The 16923-nt window shown below is 56.1% G+C and carries 17 protein-coding genes and 1 pseudogene; 10 read left to right on the top strand and 8 right to left on the bottom strand.

Annotation, left to right across the window (positions count from 1 at the left end; translation table 11 throughout):
* Positions 1 to 40: 40 nt before the first annotated feature.
* The 3 genes from AK59_RS0111500 to AK59_RS0111495 all read right to left on the bottom strand — a co-directional run bounded on the left by AK59_RS0111500 (position 41) and on the right by AK59_RS0111495 (position 3207).
* Entirely contained in the window at positions 41 to 1432 is a 1392-nt protein-coding gene (locus tag AK59_RS0111500) for an APC family permease (protein ID WP_013096830.1), read from the bottom strand.
* Complete coding sequence (locus tag AK59_RS1000000125470) at positions 1422 to 1607, bottom strand: hypothetical protein (protein ID WP_418250462.1); 186 nt, start codon at positions 1605 to 1607, stop codon at positions 1422 to 1424. Before AK59_RS1000000125470 ends, AK59_RS0111500 begins: the two co-directional genes overlap by 11 nt.
* Before the next feature lie 181 nt (positions 1608 to 1788).
* A complete protein-coding gene (locus AK59_RS0111495) occupies positions 1789 to 3207 on the bottom strand; it encodes a glutamine synthetase family protein (protein ID WP_029882803.1) in 1419 nt (472 codons plus the stop codon).
* Between the two features lie 214 nt (positions 3208 to 3421).
* Here AK59_RS0111495 and puuD point away from each other — a divergent pair, with 214 nt between their 5' ends.
* From puuD to AK59_RS0111455, 8 genes are all read left to right on the top strand, one after another.
* Complete coding sequence (gene puuD, locus AK59_RS0111490) at positions 3422 to 4186, top strand: gamma-glutamyl-gamma-aminobutyrate hydrolase (protein WP_014831700.1); 765 nt, start codon at positions 3422 to 3424, stop codon at positions 4184 to 4186.
* A gap of 25 nt (positions 4187 to 4211) precedes the next feature.
* Entirely contained in the window at positions 4212 to 4769 is a 558-nt protein-coding gene (gene puuR / locus AK59_RS0111485) for an HTH-type transcriptional regulator PuuR (RefSeq protein WP_013096835.1), read from the top strand.
* 157 nt (positions 4770 to 4926) lie between these two features.
* On the top strand, positions 4927 to 6420 hold the full coding sequence (gene puuC, locus AK59_RS0111480) for an aldehyde dehydrogenase PuuC (protein WP_029882802.1): 1494 nt from the start codon (positions 4927 to 4929) through the stop codon (positions 6418 to 6420).
* Positions 6417 to 7697, top strand: a complete 1281-nt coding sequence (locus AK59_RS0111475; RefSeq protein ID WP_013096837.1) for an NAD(P)/FAD-dependent oxidoreductase — start codon at positions 6417 to 6419, stop codon at positions 7695 to 7697. The genes puuC and AK59_RS0111475 overlap by 4 nt, the downstream gene beginning before the upstream one ends.
* Positions 7698 to 7722: 25 nt before the next feature.
* Positions 7723 to 8994, top strand: a complete 1272-nt coding sequence (gene puuE, locus AK59_RS0111470) for a 4-aminobutyrate transaminase (RefSeq protein ID WP_029882801.1) — start codon at positions 7723 to 7725, stop codon at positions 8992 to 8994.
* Between the two features lie 150 nt (positions 8995 to 9144).
* Positions 9145 to 10632 carry a carboxypeptidase M32 gene (locus AK59_RS0111465; protein WP_029882800.1) on the top strand — a complete coding sequence of 496 codons (1488 nt, stop codon included), beginning with the start codon at positions 9145 to 9147 and terminating at the stop codon, positions 10630 to 10632.
* 149 nt (positions 10633 to 10781) lie between these two features.
* The gene (asr, locus tag AK59_RS0111460; protein WP_013096840.1) at positions 10782 to 11171 is read left to right on the top strand and encodes an acid resistance repetitive basic protein Asr; all 390 of its coding nucleotides are present in this window, start codon (positions 10782 to 10784) and stop codon (positions 11169 to 11171) included.
* Between the two features lie 276 nt (positions 11172 to 11447).
* Complete coding sequence (locus AK59_RS0111455; protein WP_013096841.1) at positions 11448 to 12266, top strand: trypsin-like serine peptidase; 819 nt, start codon at positions 11448 to 11450, stop codon at positions 12264 to 12266.
* 28 nt (positions 12267 to 12294) lie between these two features.
* Here the strand turns inward: AK59_RS0111455 and mdtI are convergent, their stop codons facing one another.
* The 3 genes and pseudogenes from mdtI to AK59_RS1000000125465 all read right to left on the bottom strand — a co-directional run bounded on the left by mdtI (position 12295) and on the right by AK59_RS1000000125465 (position 13260).
* A complete protein-coding gene (mdtI, locus tag AK59_RS0111450) occupies positions 12295 to 12624 on the bottom strand; it encodes a multidrug/spermidine efflux SMR transporter subunit MdtI (protein WP_013096842.1) in 330 nt (109 codons plus the stop codon).
* The gene (mdtJ, locus tag AK59_RS0111445) at positions 12611 to 12973 is read right to left on the bottom strand and encodes a multidrug/spermidine efflux SMR transporter subunit MdtJ (protein WP_029882799.1); all 363 of its coding nucleotides are present in this window, start codon (positions 12971 to 12973) and stop codon (positions 12611 to 12613) included. Before mdtJ ends, mdtI begins: the two co-directional genes overlap by 14 nt.
* Before the next feature lie 116 nt (positions 12974 to 13089).
* A pseudogene (locus AK59_RS1000000125465) lies at positions 13090 to 13260 on the bottom strand (protein YdgV).
* Between the two features lie 131 nt (positions 13261 to 13391).
* On the opposite strand from AK59_RS1000000125465, the gene AK59_RS0111440 reads away from it, so the two are divergent.
* A complete protein-coding gene (locus AK59_RS0111440) occupies positions 13392 to 14429 on the top strand; it encodes an AI-2E family transporter (RefSeq protein ID WP_029882798.1) in 1038 nt (345 codons plus the stop codon).
* Between the two features lie 16 nt (positions 14430 to 14445).
* On the opposite strand, the gene AK59_RS0111435 is transcribed toward AK59_RS0111440, so the two are convergent.
* Positions 14446 to 15471 (bottom strand): LLM class flavin-dependent oxidoreductase, encoded by a 1026-nt coding sequence (locus AK59_RS0111435; protein WP_013096845.1) that lies wholly within the window; start codon positions 15469 to 15471, stop codon positions 14446 to 14448.
* A 178-nt stretch (positions 15472 to 15649) separates the two neighbouring features.
* Between AK59_RS0111435 and yajD the strand changes: the two genes are divergently transcribed.
* On the top strand, positions 15650 to 15997 hold the full coding sequence (gene yajD, locus AK59_RS0111430; RefSeq protein WP_006808895.1) for an HNH nuclease YajD: 348 nt from the start codon (positions 15650 to 15652) through the stop codon (positions 15995 to 15997).
* Positions 15998 to 16126: 129 nt separating this feature from the next.
* On the opposite strand, the gene AK59_RS0111425 is transcribed toward yajD, so the two are convergent.
* Complete coding sequence (locus AK59_RS0111425) at positions 16127 to 16915, bottom strand: MipA/OmpV family protein (protein WP_029882797.1); 789 nt, start codon at positions 16913 to 16915, stop codon at positions 16127 to 16129.
* Positions 16916 to 16923 lie beyond the last annotated feature (8 nt).

Genomic DNA, 16923 nt, shown 5'->3' with positions numbered 1-16923 from the left:
CCAGATAAACGGCACCAGCGTACTGGTGCCGTTTTTACATTCAGGAATCCCAGGCCTGCTCTATCTTAGCGGCTTCAAACTGCGGAGGCGGTTTTCGGAAACGGCGCGTCAGCCATGTCAGATAAAGGACCCCCAGTGCCGCCCAGATGAGGCCAAGCGTCAGGGACGTCGCTTCGAGGTTTATCCACAGCACGCCGACCGTTACGGCACCAATGAGTGGTAGCAGGAGATAGTGGAACCGATCTTTCCACGTTTTGTTCAGCCCCTTACGCCGCCAGAAATGGTTGTACACCGAGAGATTAACAAACGTAAACGCCACCAGCGCGCCAAAGTTGATCAGCGCCGTCGCGGTCACGAGGTCAAAGTACAGGGCCGACAGCGCCACTATCCCTACCATAATGACGTTCAGGGCCGGAGTACGCCATTTCGGATGCACGTAGCCAAACACCCGCTCCGGAAAGACGTTGTCACGCCCCATCACATACAATAAGCGTGAGACGCTGGCGTGTGAGGCCAGGCCTGAAGCGAGCGTATTTACAAACGTGGTACACAGAAACACCGACTGGAAGAGCTTGCCACCCACGTACAGCGCAATTTCCGGCAGCGCGGCGTCCGGGTTCTTGAAGCGCGCAATCGTCGGGAAGAAGAGTTGCATGAAAAACGAGGCAACAATGAATATCAGCCCGCCATACAGTGCGGTCAGGAAAATGGCTTTGGGAATAACGCGCGCCGCGTTTGGCGTCTCTTCCGACAGCGTGGTGACCGCGTCAAACCCGAGGAAAGAGAAGCAGACGATAGTCGCGCCGGTAATAATCGGGATCAGATGTGCGTTCTCGCTGATAAACGGCTGCAGCGACCAGACGGTGCCCACGCCCTCCCCCTTGTGCAGGCCATGCACCACGAGTATGACAAACACCACCATGATGGCGATCTGCACCAGCACAAACAGGGTGTTAAAGTTGGCCACCAAATTAACACTCTTCAGGTTCGCCAGCGTCAGGATCGTCACAAACCCTACCACCCACACCCACGGTGGGACTTCCGGGAACAATGCGGAAAGGTAGATCTTCGCCAGCAGCACGTTGATCATCGGCAGGAAGAGATAGTCCAGCAGCGATGACCAGCCGACCATAAAACCCAGATGGGGTCCGATCGATTTCTGCGTGTAGGTGTACGCAGAGCCCGCTTCCGGGAACTGTCGTACCAGTTTGCCGTAGCTGATGGCGGTAAACATGACGCCCGCCAGCGCCAGGAGATACGAGGCGGGCACGTGGCCATTGCTGATACCGGACACAATGCCGAAGGTATCAAACACGGTCATGGGGGTGAGGTAAGCCAGCCCCATCATCACCACCTGCCAGAGCTTGAGGGAACTGCGCAGCCGGGTTCTTCCGGCCATGCCCGGCGAATCAAGAGATGTGTTAGTCGCCATAGACCATCCCCCCCATGCTTACCGTGGTTTGCAATCGCGTTGACCTTAACGCAAACCTGCTTAGCAAAGGGGGAAGTTGTAAAGAACATACGCGATCGTACCAGCGCAGCGTCTCTCGCTCGCACTCACAGCAGGCGCCTGACTGGCCCCCTTCGCCCTGCGGATAGTTGAACATCTGCATCATTTCCTACCTCGTCACACAGTGTCGTTAAGAAAGTCCCTGTGCCGCCTGCGCTCCATAACGCGACTCCCGGGAGATAGCTGGCGTGCCAGCGAACAGTTCGGCCAGGCTCCGCGCAGGCCGTTTGGTGATACGTATGCAATGAAACAAAGCGGCCCCTGACCGGGGCTCGTCATCAGGCGTTTTTCAGCATCCACTCGATTTCAGTTTCGGTAATCAGGCGTTCGAACTGCAGTAATTCATCATTTTTGCAGGCGTGATAGACGTGGCAGAAACGTTCGCCCAGCCGCTCGCGAAGGTGATCGTTTTGCATAAACTCCCACAGCGCATCGCTCTGTCGAATCGGGAACGGCAGTCCGTCCTGCTCCAGACCATTGCCTTCAACTTCTTCCTGCAGGGGTAAATCGTTATCCAGCCCGTGTAAAATGCCGGCAAAAATCGCCGCCATCACCAGATACGGATTCGCGTCTGCTCCTGCCACCCGGTATTCGACCCGATGGTTATGGCGATCGCCGCAGGGGATACGCAGGGCAACCGTGCGATTATTGTGTCCCCATGACGCCTGCGTCGGCACGTACATTCCCGGCTGGAAACGGCGGTAGGAGTTGACGTTCGGCGCCAGCAGTGCCATGGACGCTGGCATCAGATCGATCATCCCGGCCAGCGCGCGTTTCAGCAGCGTGGAATCCTCACCGCTGGCCTCTGCGAACACGTTTTCGCCTCTGTTGTTTTGCATGCTGATGTGGATATGCATCCCGCTGCCCGCATGTTCTTCATACGGCTTTGCCATAAACGTGGCGTGCATCTTGTGTTTTTCCGCCATCTGCCTGACGAGACGTTTTAACGCCAGCGCATCATCGCAGGCATCCAGCACGTTTTCCGTATGGTGCAGGTTAATCTCAAATTGTCCCGGGGAGGCTTCAGCCACTGCCCCGTCGGCGGGGATCAACTGCAGTTGCGCCAGTTCGTCAATGTCATTCAGCACGTCAGCAAAGTGGTTGAGATTATCAACCGAGTAGACCTGACTCTGCGTGTTACGCACGTCGGTGCCCGGCGCGCAGGGTGGCTGCAGATAGCCGTCGGCATCGCGTTTACGGTCAAGTAAATAGAACTCCAGCTCTACCGCTACCACGGGGAACAGACCGCGCTGGCGCAGCTGCTGCCAGAGTCGGTTGAGTACGTTCCGTGGCTCAACGTCAAAGGGAGCGCCATCTTCATCGACCATGGTGAGCTGCACCTGACCAATGTACTCCGGGTCGGCGGCGGAGGGTGTCAGGGTGCCCGGCACCGGCACACAAATACAGTCCGGCTCGCCCAGCTCCTGCCCCAGCCCTGCCTCTTCCACAACGTTACCCAGAATGTCCATGGCGAAAACCGATGCCGGGAAATAGCATCCTTTTTCAAGTTTGCTCAGTCCGGCAACCGGGATGCGTTTGCCGCGAAAACAGCCGTTCAGGTCGGTCAGGAGGACATCAATAAACTGGGTGTCAGGATACTTTTCTAAATAGCGCTTCACTTCCTGCGTAAAGGCGCTGCCCCGCCTCTCATCCGTGTGCTGCACAAAGTTCTCAACTTCTACGATATTGGTTTCCATGATTTACCACCGTTTTTGGGATTTGCGTTCGCTGCTCTGGACTGTCAAATATAATGTCCACACTATCGAATCTGTATGCAAACAAATTGTTTGTCAAATGTTAAATTAAGTTTGCAAAAGGCAGATCTCGTTGCTAGATTGAGAAAATATTGAACGAAAAGGCCGTTTCACAGGCGAGAATGGCCTAAATTTAGTCCACTTTGTGAGGGCGATCATGGAAAATATAATGAACAAGCCAGTTATTGGCGTGGTGATGTGCAGAAACAGGCTTAAGGGTCACGAGACCCAGACCCTGCAAGAAAAGTACCTGAATGCCATTATTAACGCGGGGGGCTTACCTGTTGCCTTACCGCATGCGCTGGCAGAGCCAGAGCTTATTACCGCTCTGCTGCCAACCCTGGACGGAATTTACCTGCCGGGCAGCCCAAGTAACGTGCAGCCGCACCTTTATGGTGAAAACGGCGATGAGCCTGACGCCGATCCCGGGCGAGATCTTCTGAGTATGGCGCTGATTGCTGCCGCGCTCGAAAGGCGCATCCCCATTTTCGCCATCTGCCGGGGGCTGCAGGAAATGGTTGTTGCCACGGGAGGGACGCTGTATCGCCGCCTGTTCGAGCAGAACGACCTGCTTGAGCACCGGGAAGATCCTGAACTGCCGGTTGAGCTACAATACGCCCCTTCTCATGAAGTTCAGGTCCAGGAGGGAGGACTGCTGTCTCAATTAATACCAGGCTGTAACACATTTTGGGTAAACTCGTTACACGGGCAAGGTGCACGGACGTTAGGACCACGGCTCCGCGTGGAGGCCCGCTCGACGGACGGGCTCGTCGAAGCGGTCAGCGTTCATGACCACCCTTTTGCCCTCGGTGTGCAATGGCACCCCGAATGGAACAGCAGCGAGTACGCCCTGTCACGCATGTTGTTTGAAGGTTTTATCACCGCCTGTCAAAGCCACATTGCCGAGAAACAACGGCTTTGACCACTACCGTAAAGGAAATGCAACTATGAGCGATGACGGACTGGCGCCAGGGAAACGTCTGTCTGAGATCCGCCAGCAATTGGGTCTCTCGCAGCGGCGTGCCGCCGAACTGTCTGGGTTAACACACAGTGCCATCAGCACCATTGAGCAGGACAAAGTCAGTCCTGCCATCAGTACGCTGCAAAAGCTGCTGAAAGTTTATGGGCTGTCGCTCTCGGAATTCTTTTCGGAACCGGAAAAACCTGATGAACCGCAGGTGGTTATTAATCAGGAAGACCTTATCGAAATAGGCAGTCAGGGGGTTTCGATGAAGCTGGTTCATAACGGAAATCCGAACCGTACGCTGGCGATGATTTTTGAAACTTACCAGCCAGGAACCACGACCGGAGAGAGGATCAAACACCAGGGTGAGGAGATCGGTACGATACTGGAAGGTGAAATAGTGCTGACCATTAATGGCCAGCCTTATCACCTGGTTGCGGGGCAAAGCTATGCCATTAATACCGGCATACCGCACAGCTTCAGCAACACCTCGGCAGGCATCTGCCGCATTATCAGTGCCCACACCCCCACCACGTTCTAATTACCACTCAGTCCCGGCGTAAGTGCGCTTACGCCGGGACAAATAAAAACGATCAATGTCGGCATTCAACGGGTTAATTCCCGGGATGCCCCACGGCTTCGTATTGCCTGAAACGGCCATGACCTTATTTATCTGATTGCGAAAGAAAGGAGTGAATATGCATTTTCAGCACCTGACTTACTGGCAGGATAAAGCAAAAAACAGCGCCATTGAGACCCGGTTATTTATTAACGGTGCCTATTGTGACGCCGCCGATAATGCCACGTTTGAAACCGTCAATCCCGCGACACAACAGACGCTGGCGAACGTGGCCCGGGGCAAGCAGGCGGACGTGGACCGTGCAGTTCAGGCGGCGCGTGAGGTATTTGAGCGCGGTGACTGGTCGCAGGCGTCTCCGACGCAGCGCAAGGCCGTGCTCAATAAGCTCGCCGATTTAATGGAACGCCACGGCGAAGAGCTGGCCTTACTGGAAACACTGGACACCGGTAAACCCATCCGCCACAGCCTGCGCGACGATATTCCCGGCGCGGCTCGTGCCATTCGCTGGTACGCCGAAGCGGCGGATAAAGTCTACGGCGAAGTGGCACCTACGGGGCCGGGCGAACTGGCGATGATCGTGCGCGAGCCGATCGGGGTGGTTGCGGCCATCGTTCCCTGGAACTTCCCGCTGCTGCTGGCCTGCTGGAAGCTGGGCCCGGCACTGATCGCGGGCAACAGCGTGGTATTGAAACCGTCGGAGAAATCACCACTCACCGCCCTGCGGCTGGCCGGGCTGGCGAAAGAGGCAGGCCTGCCGGACGGCGTGCTGAATGTGATAAGCGGTTACGGCCACGAAGCGGGCCAGGCGCTGGCATTGCATCCAGAAGTCGAGGTGCTGACCTTTACCGGCTCTACCCGTACCGGCAAGCAGCTGTTGAAGGACGCGGGAGAAAGCAACATGAAGCGCGTCTGGCTGGAGGCGGGCGGCAAGAGCGCCAACATTATCTTTGCCGACTGTCCGGACCTCGACAAAGCCGTGAGCGCGACCGCCGCCGGGATTTTTTATAACCAGGGGCAAGTCTGTATCGCCGGTACCCGCCTGCTGCTCGAAGACAGCATCGCCGACGACTTTCTGGCAAAGCTAAAAGCGCAGGCCCGTCACTGGCAGCCGGGCGATCCGCTCAACCCTGACAGCACGATGGGCATGCTCATCGACGCTGCACATGCCGATACCGTCCACACGTTTATTCGCGAGGGAACCCGAAAAGGTACGCTGCTGCTGGACGGGCGGGAACAAGCATGGCCTTGTGCAGTCGGTCCCACCATTTTTGTCGACATCGACCCTGCCTCCCCGCTGTGTCGGGAAGAGATTTTCGGGCCGGTGCTGGTCGTCACCCGTTTTAAAACCGAAGAAGAAGCCTTAACGCTGGCCAACGACAGTGAATATGGGCTTGGCGCGGCGGTATGGACCCGCGATCTTTCCCGCGCGCACCGCATGAGCCGCCGCCTGAAAGCTGGCTCGGTCTTCGTCAATAACTATAACGACGGCGATATGACCGTACCCTTTGGCGGCTATAAGCAGAGCGGCAACGGTCGCGATAAGTCCCTGCACGCGCTGGAAAAATTTACCGAACTGAAAACCATCTGGATTGCCCTGGAGTCTCAATCATGACCGAACATACCACCAGCTACTACGCGGCCAGCGCGAACGCTTACGAACCTTTCCCGACGCTTAACGAGTCGATCAGCTGTGACGTGTGCGTGGTGGGCGGCGGCTATACCGGCCTCTCCTCCGCGCTGCATCTCGCCGAAATGGGCTACGACGTGGTGCTCCTTGAAGGGGCGCGCATCGGCTTCGGCGCCAGCGGACGCAACGGCGGCCAGCTGGTTAACTCTTACAGCCGCGATATCGACGTGATTGAGAAAAACTACGGACCCGATGCCGCCAGAGTCCTCGGGAGCATGATGTTTGAAGGCGGGGAGATCATCCGGGAGCGTATCCAGCGCTATCAGATCCAGTGCGACTATCGTCCCGGCGGGCTGTTTGTGGCGCTAAACCATAAGCAACTTGAGACGCTGGAGGAGCAAAAAGCCAACTGGGAACGCTACGGGAATACGCAGCTGGAGTTGCTGGACGCCAGTGCCATCCGCCGGGAAGTCGACAGCGAACGCTATACCGGCGCGCTGCTGGACCGCAGCGGGGGGCATATTCATCCACTGAACCTGGCGATCGGCGAAGCGGACGCGATTCGCCTGAACGGCGGGCGGGTGTATGAACAGTCCCCGGTGACCGCCATTCAGCACACCAGCCCGGCGGTGGTAAGCACGCAGCATGGCCAGGTGACGGCCCGCTACGTGATCGTCGCCGGGAATGCCTACCTGGGCGATAAGATAGAACCGGAACTGGCAAAACGCAGCATGCCCTGCGGCACTCAGGTTGTGACCACCGCCCCGCTGCCGGAAGCGGTCGTCCGCACGCTGATCCCCAATAACTACTGCGTGGAAGATTGTAACTACCTGCTGGATTACTACCGTCTTACCGCCGACAACCGCCTGCTGTACGGCGGTGGCGTCGTCTATGGCGCGCGCGATCCGGACGATGTCGAGCGTCTGGTGATGCCAAAGCTGCTGAAAACCTTCCCACAGCTGGCCGGTGTCAAAATCGACTACCGCTGGACGGGCAACTTCCTGCTGACCCTGTCGCGCATGCCGCAGTTTGGTCGTCTGGATAAAAACATCTATTACATGCAGGGCTACAGCGGCCACGGCGTCACCTGCACCCACCTGGCCGGACGGCTGATTTCGGAACTGTTGCGCGGTGACGCTGAGCGCTTTGATGCGTTTGCCAACCTTCCGCACTACCCCTTCCCGGGCGGTCGCAGCCTGCGGATTCCATTCACGGCGATGGGCGCGGCGTATTACAGCCTGCGCGATCGTCTTGGCGTATGAGCGTTTCGACAAAAGGGTATCTGACATGAGTAACCAGGAATTTCATCAGCGTAGACTTTCTGCCACCCCGCGCGGCGTAGGCGTAATGTGTGATTTCTTTGCCCGCACGGCGGAGAATGCCACGCTTACCGACGTGGAAGGCAACGACTATATTGATTTCGCCGCCGGGATCGCGGTACTGAATACCGGCCATCGTCATCCTGAACTGGTGGCCGCAGTGGAAAAACAGCTTCACCAGTTCACCCACACGGCCTACCAGATTGTGCCGTATGAAAGCTACGTTTCATTAGCCGAAAAACTTAACGAGCTGGCTCCGGTGCAGAGCCCGGCCAAAACGGCATTCTTCACAACGGGCGCGGAAGCGGTGGAAAATGCCATTAAAATCGCCCGGGCCCACACCGGCAGACCGGGCGTGATTGCCTTCGGAGGAGGCTTTCACGGCCGAACCTATATGACCATGGCATTAACCGGCAAGGTCGCGCCTTATAAGCTGGGATTTGGCCCCTTCCCGGGGTCGGTTTATCACGTGCCCTATCCCTCGGAGCTGCACGGCATCACGACGCAGGATGCCATCACGGCGATAGAACGTCTGTTCAAAGCAGACATTGAGGCGAAACAGGTAGCGGCGATTATTTTTGAACCCATTCAGGGTGAAGGCGGATTCAACGTCGCCCCGCCAGATCTGGTGGCCGCCATCCGCCGTATCTGTGATGAACACGGGATCGTGATGATTGCCGACGAAGTACAGAGCGGTTTCGCCCGTACGGGGAAACTGTTTGCCATGGAACACTACGCGGACAAGCCCGACCTGATGACGATGGCGAAAAGCCTGGCAGGCGGAATGCCGCTGTCCGGCGTGGTGGGTCGCGCCGAAATCATGGACGCGCCGGCGCCCGGCGGTCTGGGGGGGACCTATGCAGGCAACCCGCTGGCGGTGGCCGCCGCGCACGCGGTGCTGAATATTATCGACAACGAGTCACTGTGCGCCCGCGCCCGGCATCTGGGCGATCGACTGAAAGCCACCCTGGAAGAGATTCAGGGCACCTTCCCTGCGCTCGTGGCGATAAGGGGAAGAGGATCGATGATTGCGGCGGAGTTTTTTGATCCCGAGAGCCGTGCACCTTCGGCCGCCATCGCGCAGGCGATCCAGCAAAAAGCACTCGCCCAGGGCCTGCTGTTATTGATCTGCGGCCAGTACGGCAACGTGATCCGCTTCCTTTATCCGCTGACCATTCCGGATGCCCAGTTCACCCAGGCGCTGGCGATATTGCAACAGGTTATGCGTGATAAGACCTAAGTAACCACCGAAAACCGTCTCCCGGCATTCCGGAGACGGTTTCAACGGCGGAGATCGGCTTAGATTTCCTCCGTGTGGGAAATGCTGGGGAATTTGGTCTGTTTCATTGTATGCTCCCTGAAACACATCCCTGGCAAGAGGAAATAAGAATTGCAAAAAATATCCGCCTATCAGTCACTTGTGAAAACCTTCCAGCGTCTCTCCCGCTTCTCGCACCTCTCCTCCATCGCCAGCTGGGACATGTTCACCATGATGCCGCCCGGTGGCAGCGCCGCGCGCGGTGAAGCGCTGGCGGAGATGAGCGTCCTGCAACATCAGATCCTGACCGACAAAAAAGTGGGTGAATGGCTGGCTGCAGCGGCAGGTGAAGATTTGAATGACGTCGAACAGGCCAACCTGCGTGAAATGACGCGTCAATATCAGCAGGCCTCGCTGCTGCCGGAATCGCTGGTGGAAGCCAAATCGCTGGCGGGCAGCAAATGTGAGCACGCCTGGCGTACCCAGCGTCCGGCCAATGACTGGCAAGGCTTTTCCGCCAATCTGAAAGAGGTGGTAAAACTCAGCCGTGAAGAGGCGCGTCTGCGCGCGGAGGCAAAAGGTTGCTCACCTTACGACGCGCTGCTGGATATTTTTGAGCCAGACATGACCAGCGCGCGTCTGGACGTGCTCTTTGCCGACATGAAGTCGTGGCTGCCGGATCTGCTGGCAAACGTGGTCGACAAGCAGGCCAGGCAGACATTCGTTCCGCCTCAGGGCCCCTTCCCGACGGCAACGCAGCGTGAGCTGGGGCTGGAGGCCATGAAGATGCTCGGCTTCGATTTCAATGGCGGTCGTCTGGACGTGAGCGCGCACCCGTTCTGCGGCGGCGTGCCGGAAGATGTGCGCATTACCACGCGGTATGACGAAGATGAACTCCTCAGCGCCCTGTTTGGCGTGATCCACGAAACCGGACACGCGCGCTACGAACAGAACCTGCCGCGCGCGTGGGCCGGTCAGCCCGTTGCCCTGGCGCGTTCAACGGCAATCCACGAATCCCAGAGTCTGTTCTTTGAGATGCAGCTTGGCCGCAGCGAGGCGTTCCTGAAACATCTCCTCCCTGCCGTTCATGCCCGTTTTGGCAGCCAGGCGGCGTTTAGCGAAGAGAACTTTATCGCCTGGAACCAGCGCGTGAAGCCGGGCTATATCCGCGTCGATGCTGACGAGGTGAGCTACCCGGCACACGTGGTGCTGCGCTATGAGATTGAGCGGGCGCTGATCAATGGCGATATCGAGGTGGAGGACATCCCGGCTCTGTGGGATGAGAAAATGCAGGCGTGGCTCGGGTTATCCACCAAAGACAACTACCGCAACGGCTGTATGCAGGATATCCACTGGACCGACGGCGGATTCGGTTACTTCCCGTCTTATACGCTGGGGGCGATGTACGCCGCGCAGCTGTTCCATGCCGCGAAAACGGCGCTGCCAGGTCTGCAGGCCTCTATCGCTGACGGGGATCTGTCGGCCCTGTTTGACTGGCTGCGCCAGAACGTCTGGCAACACGGCAGCCGGTTTACCACATCACAGCTGATCACCCAGGCGACGGGAGAAGATCTGAATATCCGCTACTTCCGTGAACACCTGACCTCGCGTTACCTGTAATGACCCACGCCGGGGAAAGCCCCCGGCGTTGTACAAACGGTTACACGCCGATACCAATCACTCACGGAAACCCCGAATTTACAGGGATATAGTTATTTCAACGGCCCCGCAGTGGGGTTAAATGAAAAACCAAATTCGAGGGTATGAACATGAATAAAGTATTAGCTCTGGTTGTTGCCGCTGCTATGGGTCTGTCTTCTGCTGCGTTCGCTGCTGAGACTACTGCAACTGCTCCAGCTGCCGCTGCACCTGCTGCAACCACCGCTGCACCGGCAAAAACGGTACACCACAAGAAACATCACAAAGCCGCTAAACCTGCTGCTGAGCAAAAAGCGCAGGCGGCTAAAAAGCACCACAAAAAAGCCGTAAAACAAGACGCCGCTAAACCTGCTGTTGAGCAGAAAGCACAGGCCGCCAAAAAGCACCACAAAAAAGCGACTAAACCCGCTGTAGAGCAGAAAGCTCAGGCCGCTAAAAAGCATCACAAAAAAGCAGTAAAACACGAAGCTGCTAAACCAGCTGCTCAGCCAGCTGCGTAAGAGTACAAGCTAAACCGTGCCCTTCGGGGCACGTTGGTAAACCGGCGCTGAACCTTTCAATACAGCGCCGTTTTTTTATCCGGAGGGCGTATGCTGCGACGCTATCGGTTTGAGTTGATCCTTATCCTGCTTATTTTATGCGCGCTCATCGCAAGCCAGTTTTATCTTTCCTGATCGTAGCACGCTGATTTTACTCCCACTTTAGCGCTGTCCCGTCTATAGTATTTTCATAGGGTTCACTTTTAATAATCATAATTACCCCCACCAGAGTGTGATATGCGTAAATCTGTTGTGTTATTACTGGGAACGTTTGCTCTTTTTTCTGGATTCGCGCATGCGGATGATGGCGATGATGACACCATTAGCGCGAAAGAGCTTAAAACGCTGTTTTTCGGTCATGATGATCGTACGCGTGTCGCCGATCCTACCCAGGCCCCGTGGGATGCCATCGGGCAACTGGAAACCGCCAGCGGTAACTTATGCACCGCCACGTTGATTACCCCTCAGCTTGCCCTGACCGCAGGCCATTGCCTGTTGACGCCGCCGGACGGCAAACCCGACAAAGCCGTGGTACTGCGATTTGTGTCTCAGAAAGGGATGTGGCGCTATGAAATTCACGGGATTGAAGGCCGGGTTGACCCTTCGCTGGGTAAGCGCCTGAAACCGGACGGCGACGGCTGGATAGTCCCGCCCGCTGCGGCCTCCTGGGATTTCGGTCTCATCATTTTGCGCTACCCGCCTTCTGGCATCACTCCTCTGCCCCTGTTTGATGGCGATAAAGCCGCGCTGACCGCCGCGCTGAAAGCCGTCGATCGCAAGGTGACGCAATCCGGTTATCCGGTCGATCATCTGGATACGCTGTACACCCACACCGACTGCATTGTGACGGGCTGGGCGCAAAACAGCGTGCTCTCTCACCAGTGCGATACGTTACCGGGCGACAGCGGCTCACCGCTGATGCTGAAAACGGATAACGGCTGGCAGTTGATTGGTGTGCAGAGTTCAGCCCCGGCGGCCAAAGACCGATGGCGCGCGGATAACCGTGCTCTCTCGGTGACCGGTTTTCGCGACAAGCTGGAAGCGCTGGCACAATAACAGGCCAGCGCCGCCTCGCCTGACGTCATCAGGCGAGTTTTATCATAATCATACCGGCCAGCAGCAATACCAGGCCGATCCAGCCTTTATTATTTAACCGTTGGCCGAAGAGCACCCACCCTGCTGCCAGGGTCGCGGCAATACCAAACCCGCCCCACAGAGCATAGGCCACTGACAGATCGATACCTTTGACCGCCTGAGACAGGGCGCTAAACGCCCCCAGCACAGCGGCAATCGACATCAGACCGTAAACTTTACGGCGAAAACCATCAGAGAATTTCAGAAACACGTTCGCCAGAATTTCCAGAACAATGGCGAACCCCAGCCAGGCCGCGTGGATCCATTCAAACTGCTGCATGGGTCTGCTCCTTCTGCGGTTTTGTCGGTTTACGTGTACCCGATTTAATCAGCACAATCCCGACTACCAGCGTCGTCAATCCGGCGATCTTCATTGTTGATAAGGTTTCGTCAAATAACAAAACGCTGAACAGCGTAATCAACAAAATACCGATACCTTCCCAGAGGGCATAAGCCACCCCCAGCGCGATTTTCTTCACCGCAAACGAGAGGAAAATATAGGAAAGCGAAATCATCACCAGCATTAAAATAAAACCGGTGTTGCCATCGCTGACGCTTGCCCATTTCATAGACAGCGTGCCGGTAATTTCAGCGAGAATAGCCAGGGCTAATAAAATCCAGTAAAACATGTTTTTCTCCTGCTTGAGAATATAATCCATCGCGGCTCGCTGCGAACAGCAAACCCAAAAAAGGAAATTAAATCAGATAGCTAAGCGCATGGCGCCAGCTCAGGCAGAAGACGTGACTATAGCGCGTTGCGCCAGTGTTGCTCACCGGACAGAAGGAAGAAAGAGGTGGAGAATACAGCAGTATGGTTTGAAGAATACGTCCTGAACAAATTGTCCATAAAATTACAATTATCCGCGGTGTTGCTTCTCGTCTTTGCGGATCAAAATTGTCCTCGGTAGTTAAACACGCTAAATTTGTACCATAAGCCAGGATTTTACTCAAAGTCTTTTCAATTCTTTACCGAGGCCGTTTGATTTTGGTTAGTTTATTAAACGCCTTTCGCCTTTATTATAAATAAAAAAATACGCAGGAATTGCCATGGCTAAACCCATCATTACCCTGAACGGCCTCAAGATTGTCATCATGCTCGGTATGCTGGTGATCATCCTGACGGGCGTTCGTTTTGCCGCCGATATTATCGTGCCTTTTATTCTGGCGCTGTTTATTGCAGTGATCCTTAACCCGCTGGTTCAGCGCATGGTGCGGATACGCATACCGCGCGTGCTGGCGATCACCCTGCTCATCAGCATCATTATTATCGCGATGGTGCTGCTGGTCGCCTATCTGGGCACATCCCTGAATGAACTGGCGCGCACGCTGCCGAAATACCGCTCGTCGCTGGTGATACCGCTGTTGCAGATTGAACCCTGGCTGCAGCGCGCGGGCATTGAGGTCTCCGTGGAGGAACTGCTGAAGTATATCGACCCCAACGCAGCCATGACCCTCGTCACCAGCCTGCTGGCGCAACTCTCCAACGCCATGACCTCTATTTTCCTGCTGTTTTTAACCGTGGTGTTTATGCTGCTGGAGGTGCCGCAACTGCCTGCCAAACTACAGCATATAATGGTTCGGCCGGTGGAAGGCATGGGCGCGATTCAGCGTGCACTGGACAGTGTTTCCCGCTATCTGGTGCTGAAAACGGCGATCAGTCTCGTCACCGGGTGCGTTGTCTGGGGCATGCTGGTTGCGCTGGATGTGCGGTTTGCGTTCATCTGGGGACTGCTCGCCTTTGCGCTTAACTATATTCCCAACATCGGTTCCGTGCTGGCGGCCATCCCGCCTATTCTGCAGGTGCTGGTTTTCAGTGGTTTGTATGATGCCCTGATTCTGCTGGCCGGTTATCTGGTGATTAACCTGGTCTTCGGAAACATTCTTGAACCGCGCATGATGGGACGCGGGCTCGGGCTTTCGACCCTGGTGGTGTTTTTATCCCTGATATTCTGGGGTTGGCTGCTCGGCCCCGTTGGCATGCTGCTCTCCGTTCCGCTGACCATCATCGTCAAGATTGCGCTTGAGCAGACGGCGGGCGGGCAAAGTATCGCCGTACTGCTGAGCGATATGAGTCACAGAGGCTGAGCAACCGTTAGTTTACCTACTCGCGCCAGCCCATTGCTGGCGCCACATGTTTGAGGATCGACTCAATCACATGCGCGTTGTAGTCCACACCAAGCTGATTCGGTACGGTCAGTAACAGGGTATCCGCTTCGGCTATCGCGTCGTCCTGCTTCAATTGTTCAACCAGCTTGTCGGGCTCTGCCGCATAGCTGCGCCCGAAAATCGCCCGCGTTTTTTCATCCAGATAGCCCACGCTATCGCTGTCGTTGCGGCTGGCCCCGAAATACATCCGGTCACGGTCGTCCATCAGGGCAAAGATACTGCGGCTCACCGACACGCGCGGCTGACGGGTATGGCCCGCCTCAGCCCAGGCCTGACGATACGCGCGGATCTGTTTTGCCTGCTGAATATGGAACGGCTCGCCGGTTTCATCGTCTTTCAGCGTTGAGCTTTGCAGGTTCATGCCCAGTTTTGCGGCCCAGACCGCCGTTGCATTTGAACCGGCGCCCCACCAGATGCGGTCGCGTAAACCTTCGGAATGAGGCTCCAGGCGCAGCAGGCCCGGCGGGTTCGGGAACATCGGTTGCGGGTTTGGTTTCGCAAACCCTTCTCCGCGCAGCATCTCAAGCAGCACCTCGGTATGACGACGCGCCATATCCGATTCGTTTTCCCCTTCCTGCGGGACATAGCCAAAGTGACGCCAGCCATCAATCACCTGCTCCGGCGAGCCGCGGCTAATTCCCAGCTGCAAACGCCCGCCAGAGATCAGATCCGCCGCCCCGGCATCCTCCGCCATGTACATTGGGTTTTCATACCGCATGTCGATCACGCCGGTACCGATTTCGATGTTTTTGGTTTTTGCGCCTATCGCCGCAAGCAAGGGGAACGGCGAGCTGAGCTGGCGGGCAAAGTGGTGCACACGGAAATAAGCGCCATCGGCACCCAGCTCTTCAGCGGCCACGGCCAGGTCGATGGACTGCAGCAGCGTGTCCGCTGCGGTTCGGGTACCGGACTGCGGCGACGGCGTCCAGTGACCAAATGATAAAAATCCGATCTTTTTCATAAGGGGTAATCCTGAGAATGTGTTGCGTTTCTTCTACTCTACGCATTACCAGGCAACAATAAATGCCGTTTATTTAACGGAAAGCGTCAAATAAATTGACTGACCTGAGCAGATCGCTATTGCGTTCCATAATGGGATATAATTTCGCTCACTCTTTTCCTGGCAGGTAAAACCGGCAATGGCTCTGATCCCTAAAAACTACGCGCGGCTGGAAAGCGGCTACCGTGAAAAAGCATTAAAAATTTATCCATGGGTCTGTGGGCGCTGCTCACGGGAATTTGTCTATTCCAACCTTCGGGAACTGACGGTTCACCATATCGATCACGACCATACCAATAACCCGGAAGATGGCAGTAACTGGGAGCTGTTGTGCCTGTTTTGCCACGATCATGAACACTCGAAGTACACCGAGGCGGATCAGTACGGCACCACCGTTGTCGCGGGAGAAGACGCGCAAAAAGATGTGGGTGTCGCCACCTTTAATCCGTTTGCTGATTTGAAAGCGATGATGAACAAGAAGAAATAATCTTCCAGGAATTTTCTCGCTCCGGCCAGCTCTGTTCACCCGTATACATAGACGTACCAGGTAATGACATAGATGGCCGTAATGATTACCCCGGCTACGCCGAGGAAGATCGCATCTCTCACCTCCACACTAGAATGTCCAGGTGATGGCGGCGGTGACAGCGCCTTCGTTACGTCGCGATACGATCGGGCTGTTATTTGCATGCTCCCCAAGCCAGGTGTAGTCGGCACTCAGTACCGTGCCCCAATGGGTATCGAACTGATGACTCCATGTCAGGCTGCTGTCTATACCGTAGAATCCACCGGGCGCTGAATAACGGCTATAACCGGAGCGCTGACTCTGCTGCTGACTGACCCCATACCAGGTATTGAGGTAACGGCTGTCGCCAAACAGGGATGCAGACTGAAAAGCAATCGTGTCCTGACTGGTTTGTAGAGGGAGCAGCGTAACAGAGGCCTGGTAGTTTACCCCCTGACTGTCCGTTACAGGCAGGGTCGCTTTGCCTTCCACACTCAGCCAGGAAGTGATTTGCCAGCCGACCGCCAGTCCGGTATTCAGGCTGGTATCGATCTCTCCCATCCCTTTCAGATTATTCGCTCCCTCGCGCCAGCTGGCGTTTTCGTCCGCCCTACCCAAGTCGTAACCCAGCGTATGTTCAAGGTACACGCCGCTGTCATTTTGCAGGTCATATCCAATGCCTTTCTGCGCATCAATAAAGAATGCACCTTTGCGCCCCTGTAAAACCGGCCCCCCTTGCCATACCTGCTTGTCAGAGCCTGAATAACGAGGCGCATAGCGTCCTCCTGCCCCAATCGTCAAATAGTCGGAAGACGTTTGTGCCTCATCGGCGTGTACGCCGGATGCTGCCGTCATCAGAAACGGAACGGTCATATACAGGGCTTTTTTTCTCGCTATCATACTGGTCT

This window comes from Enterobacter sp. T1-1, from assembly GCF_000710795.1.
Taxonomy (GTDB): Bacteria; Pseudomonadota; Gammaproteobacteria; order Enterobacterales; family Enterobacteriaceae; genus Enterobacter; species Enterobacter cloacae.
The sequence above is the reverse complement of the archived record's forward strand: the minus strand, read 5'-3'. Positions and strand labels throughout refer to the sequence as shown.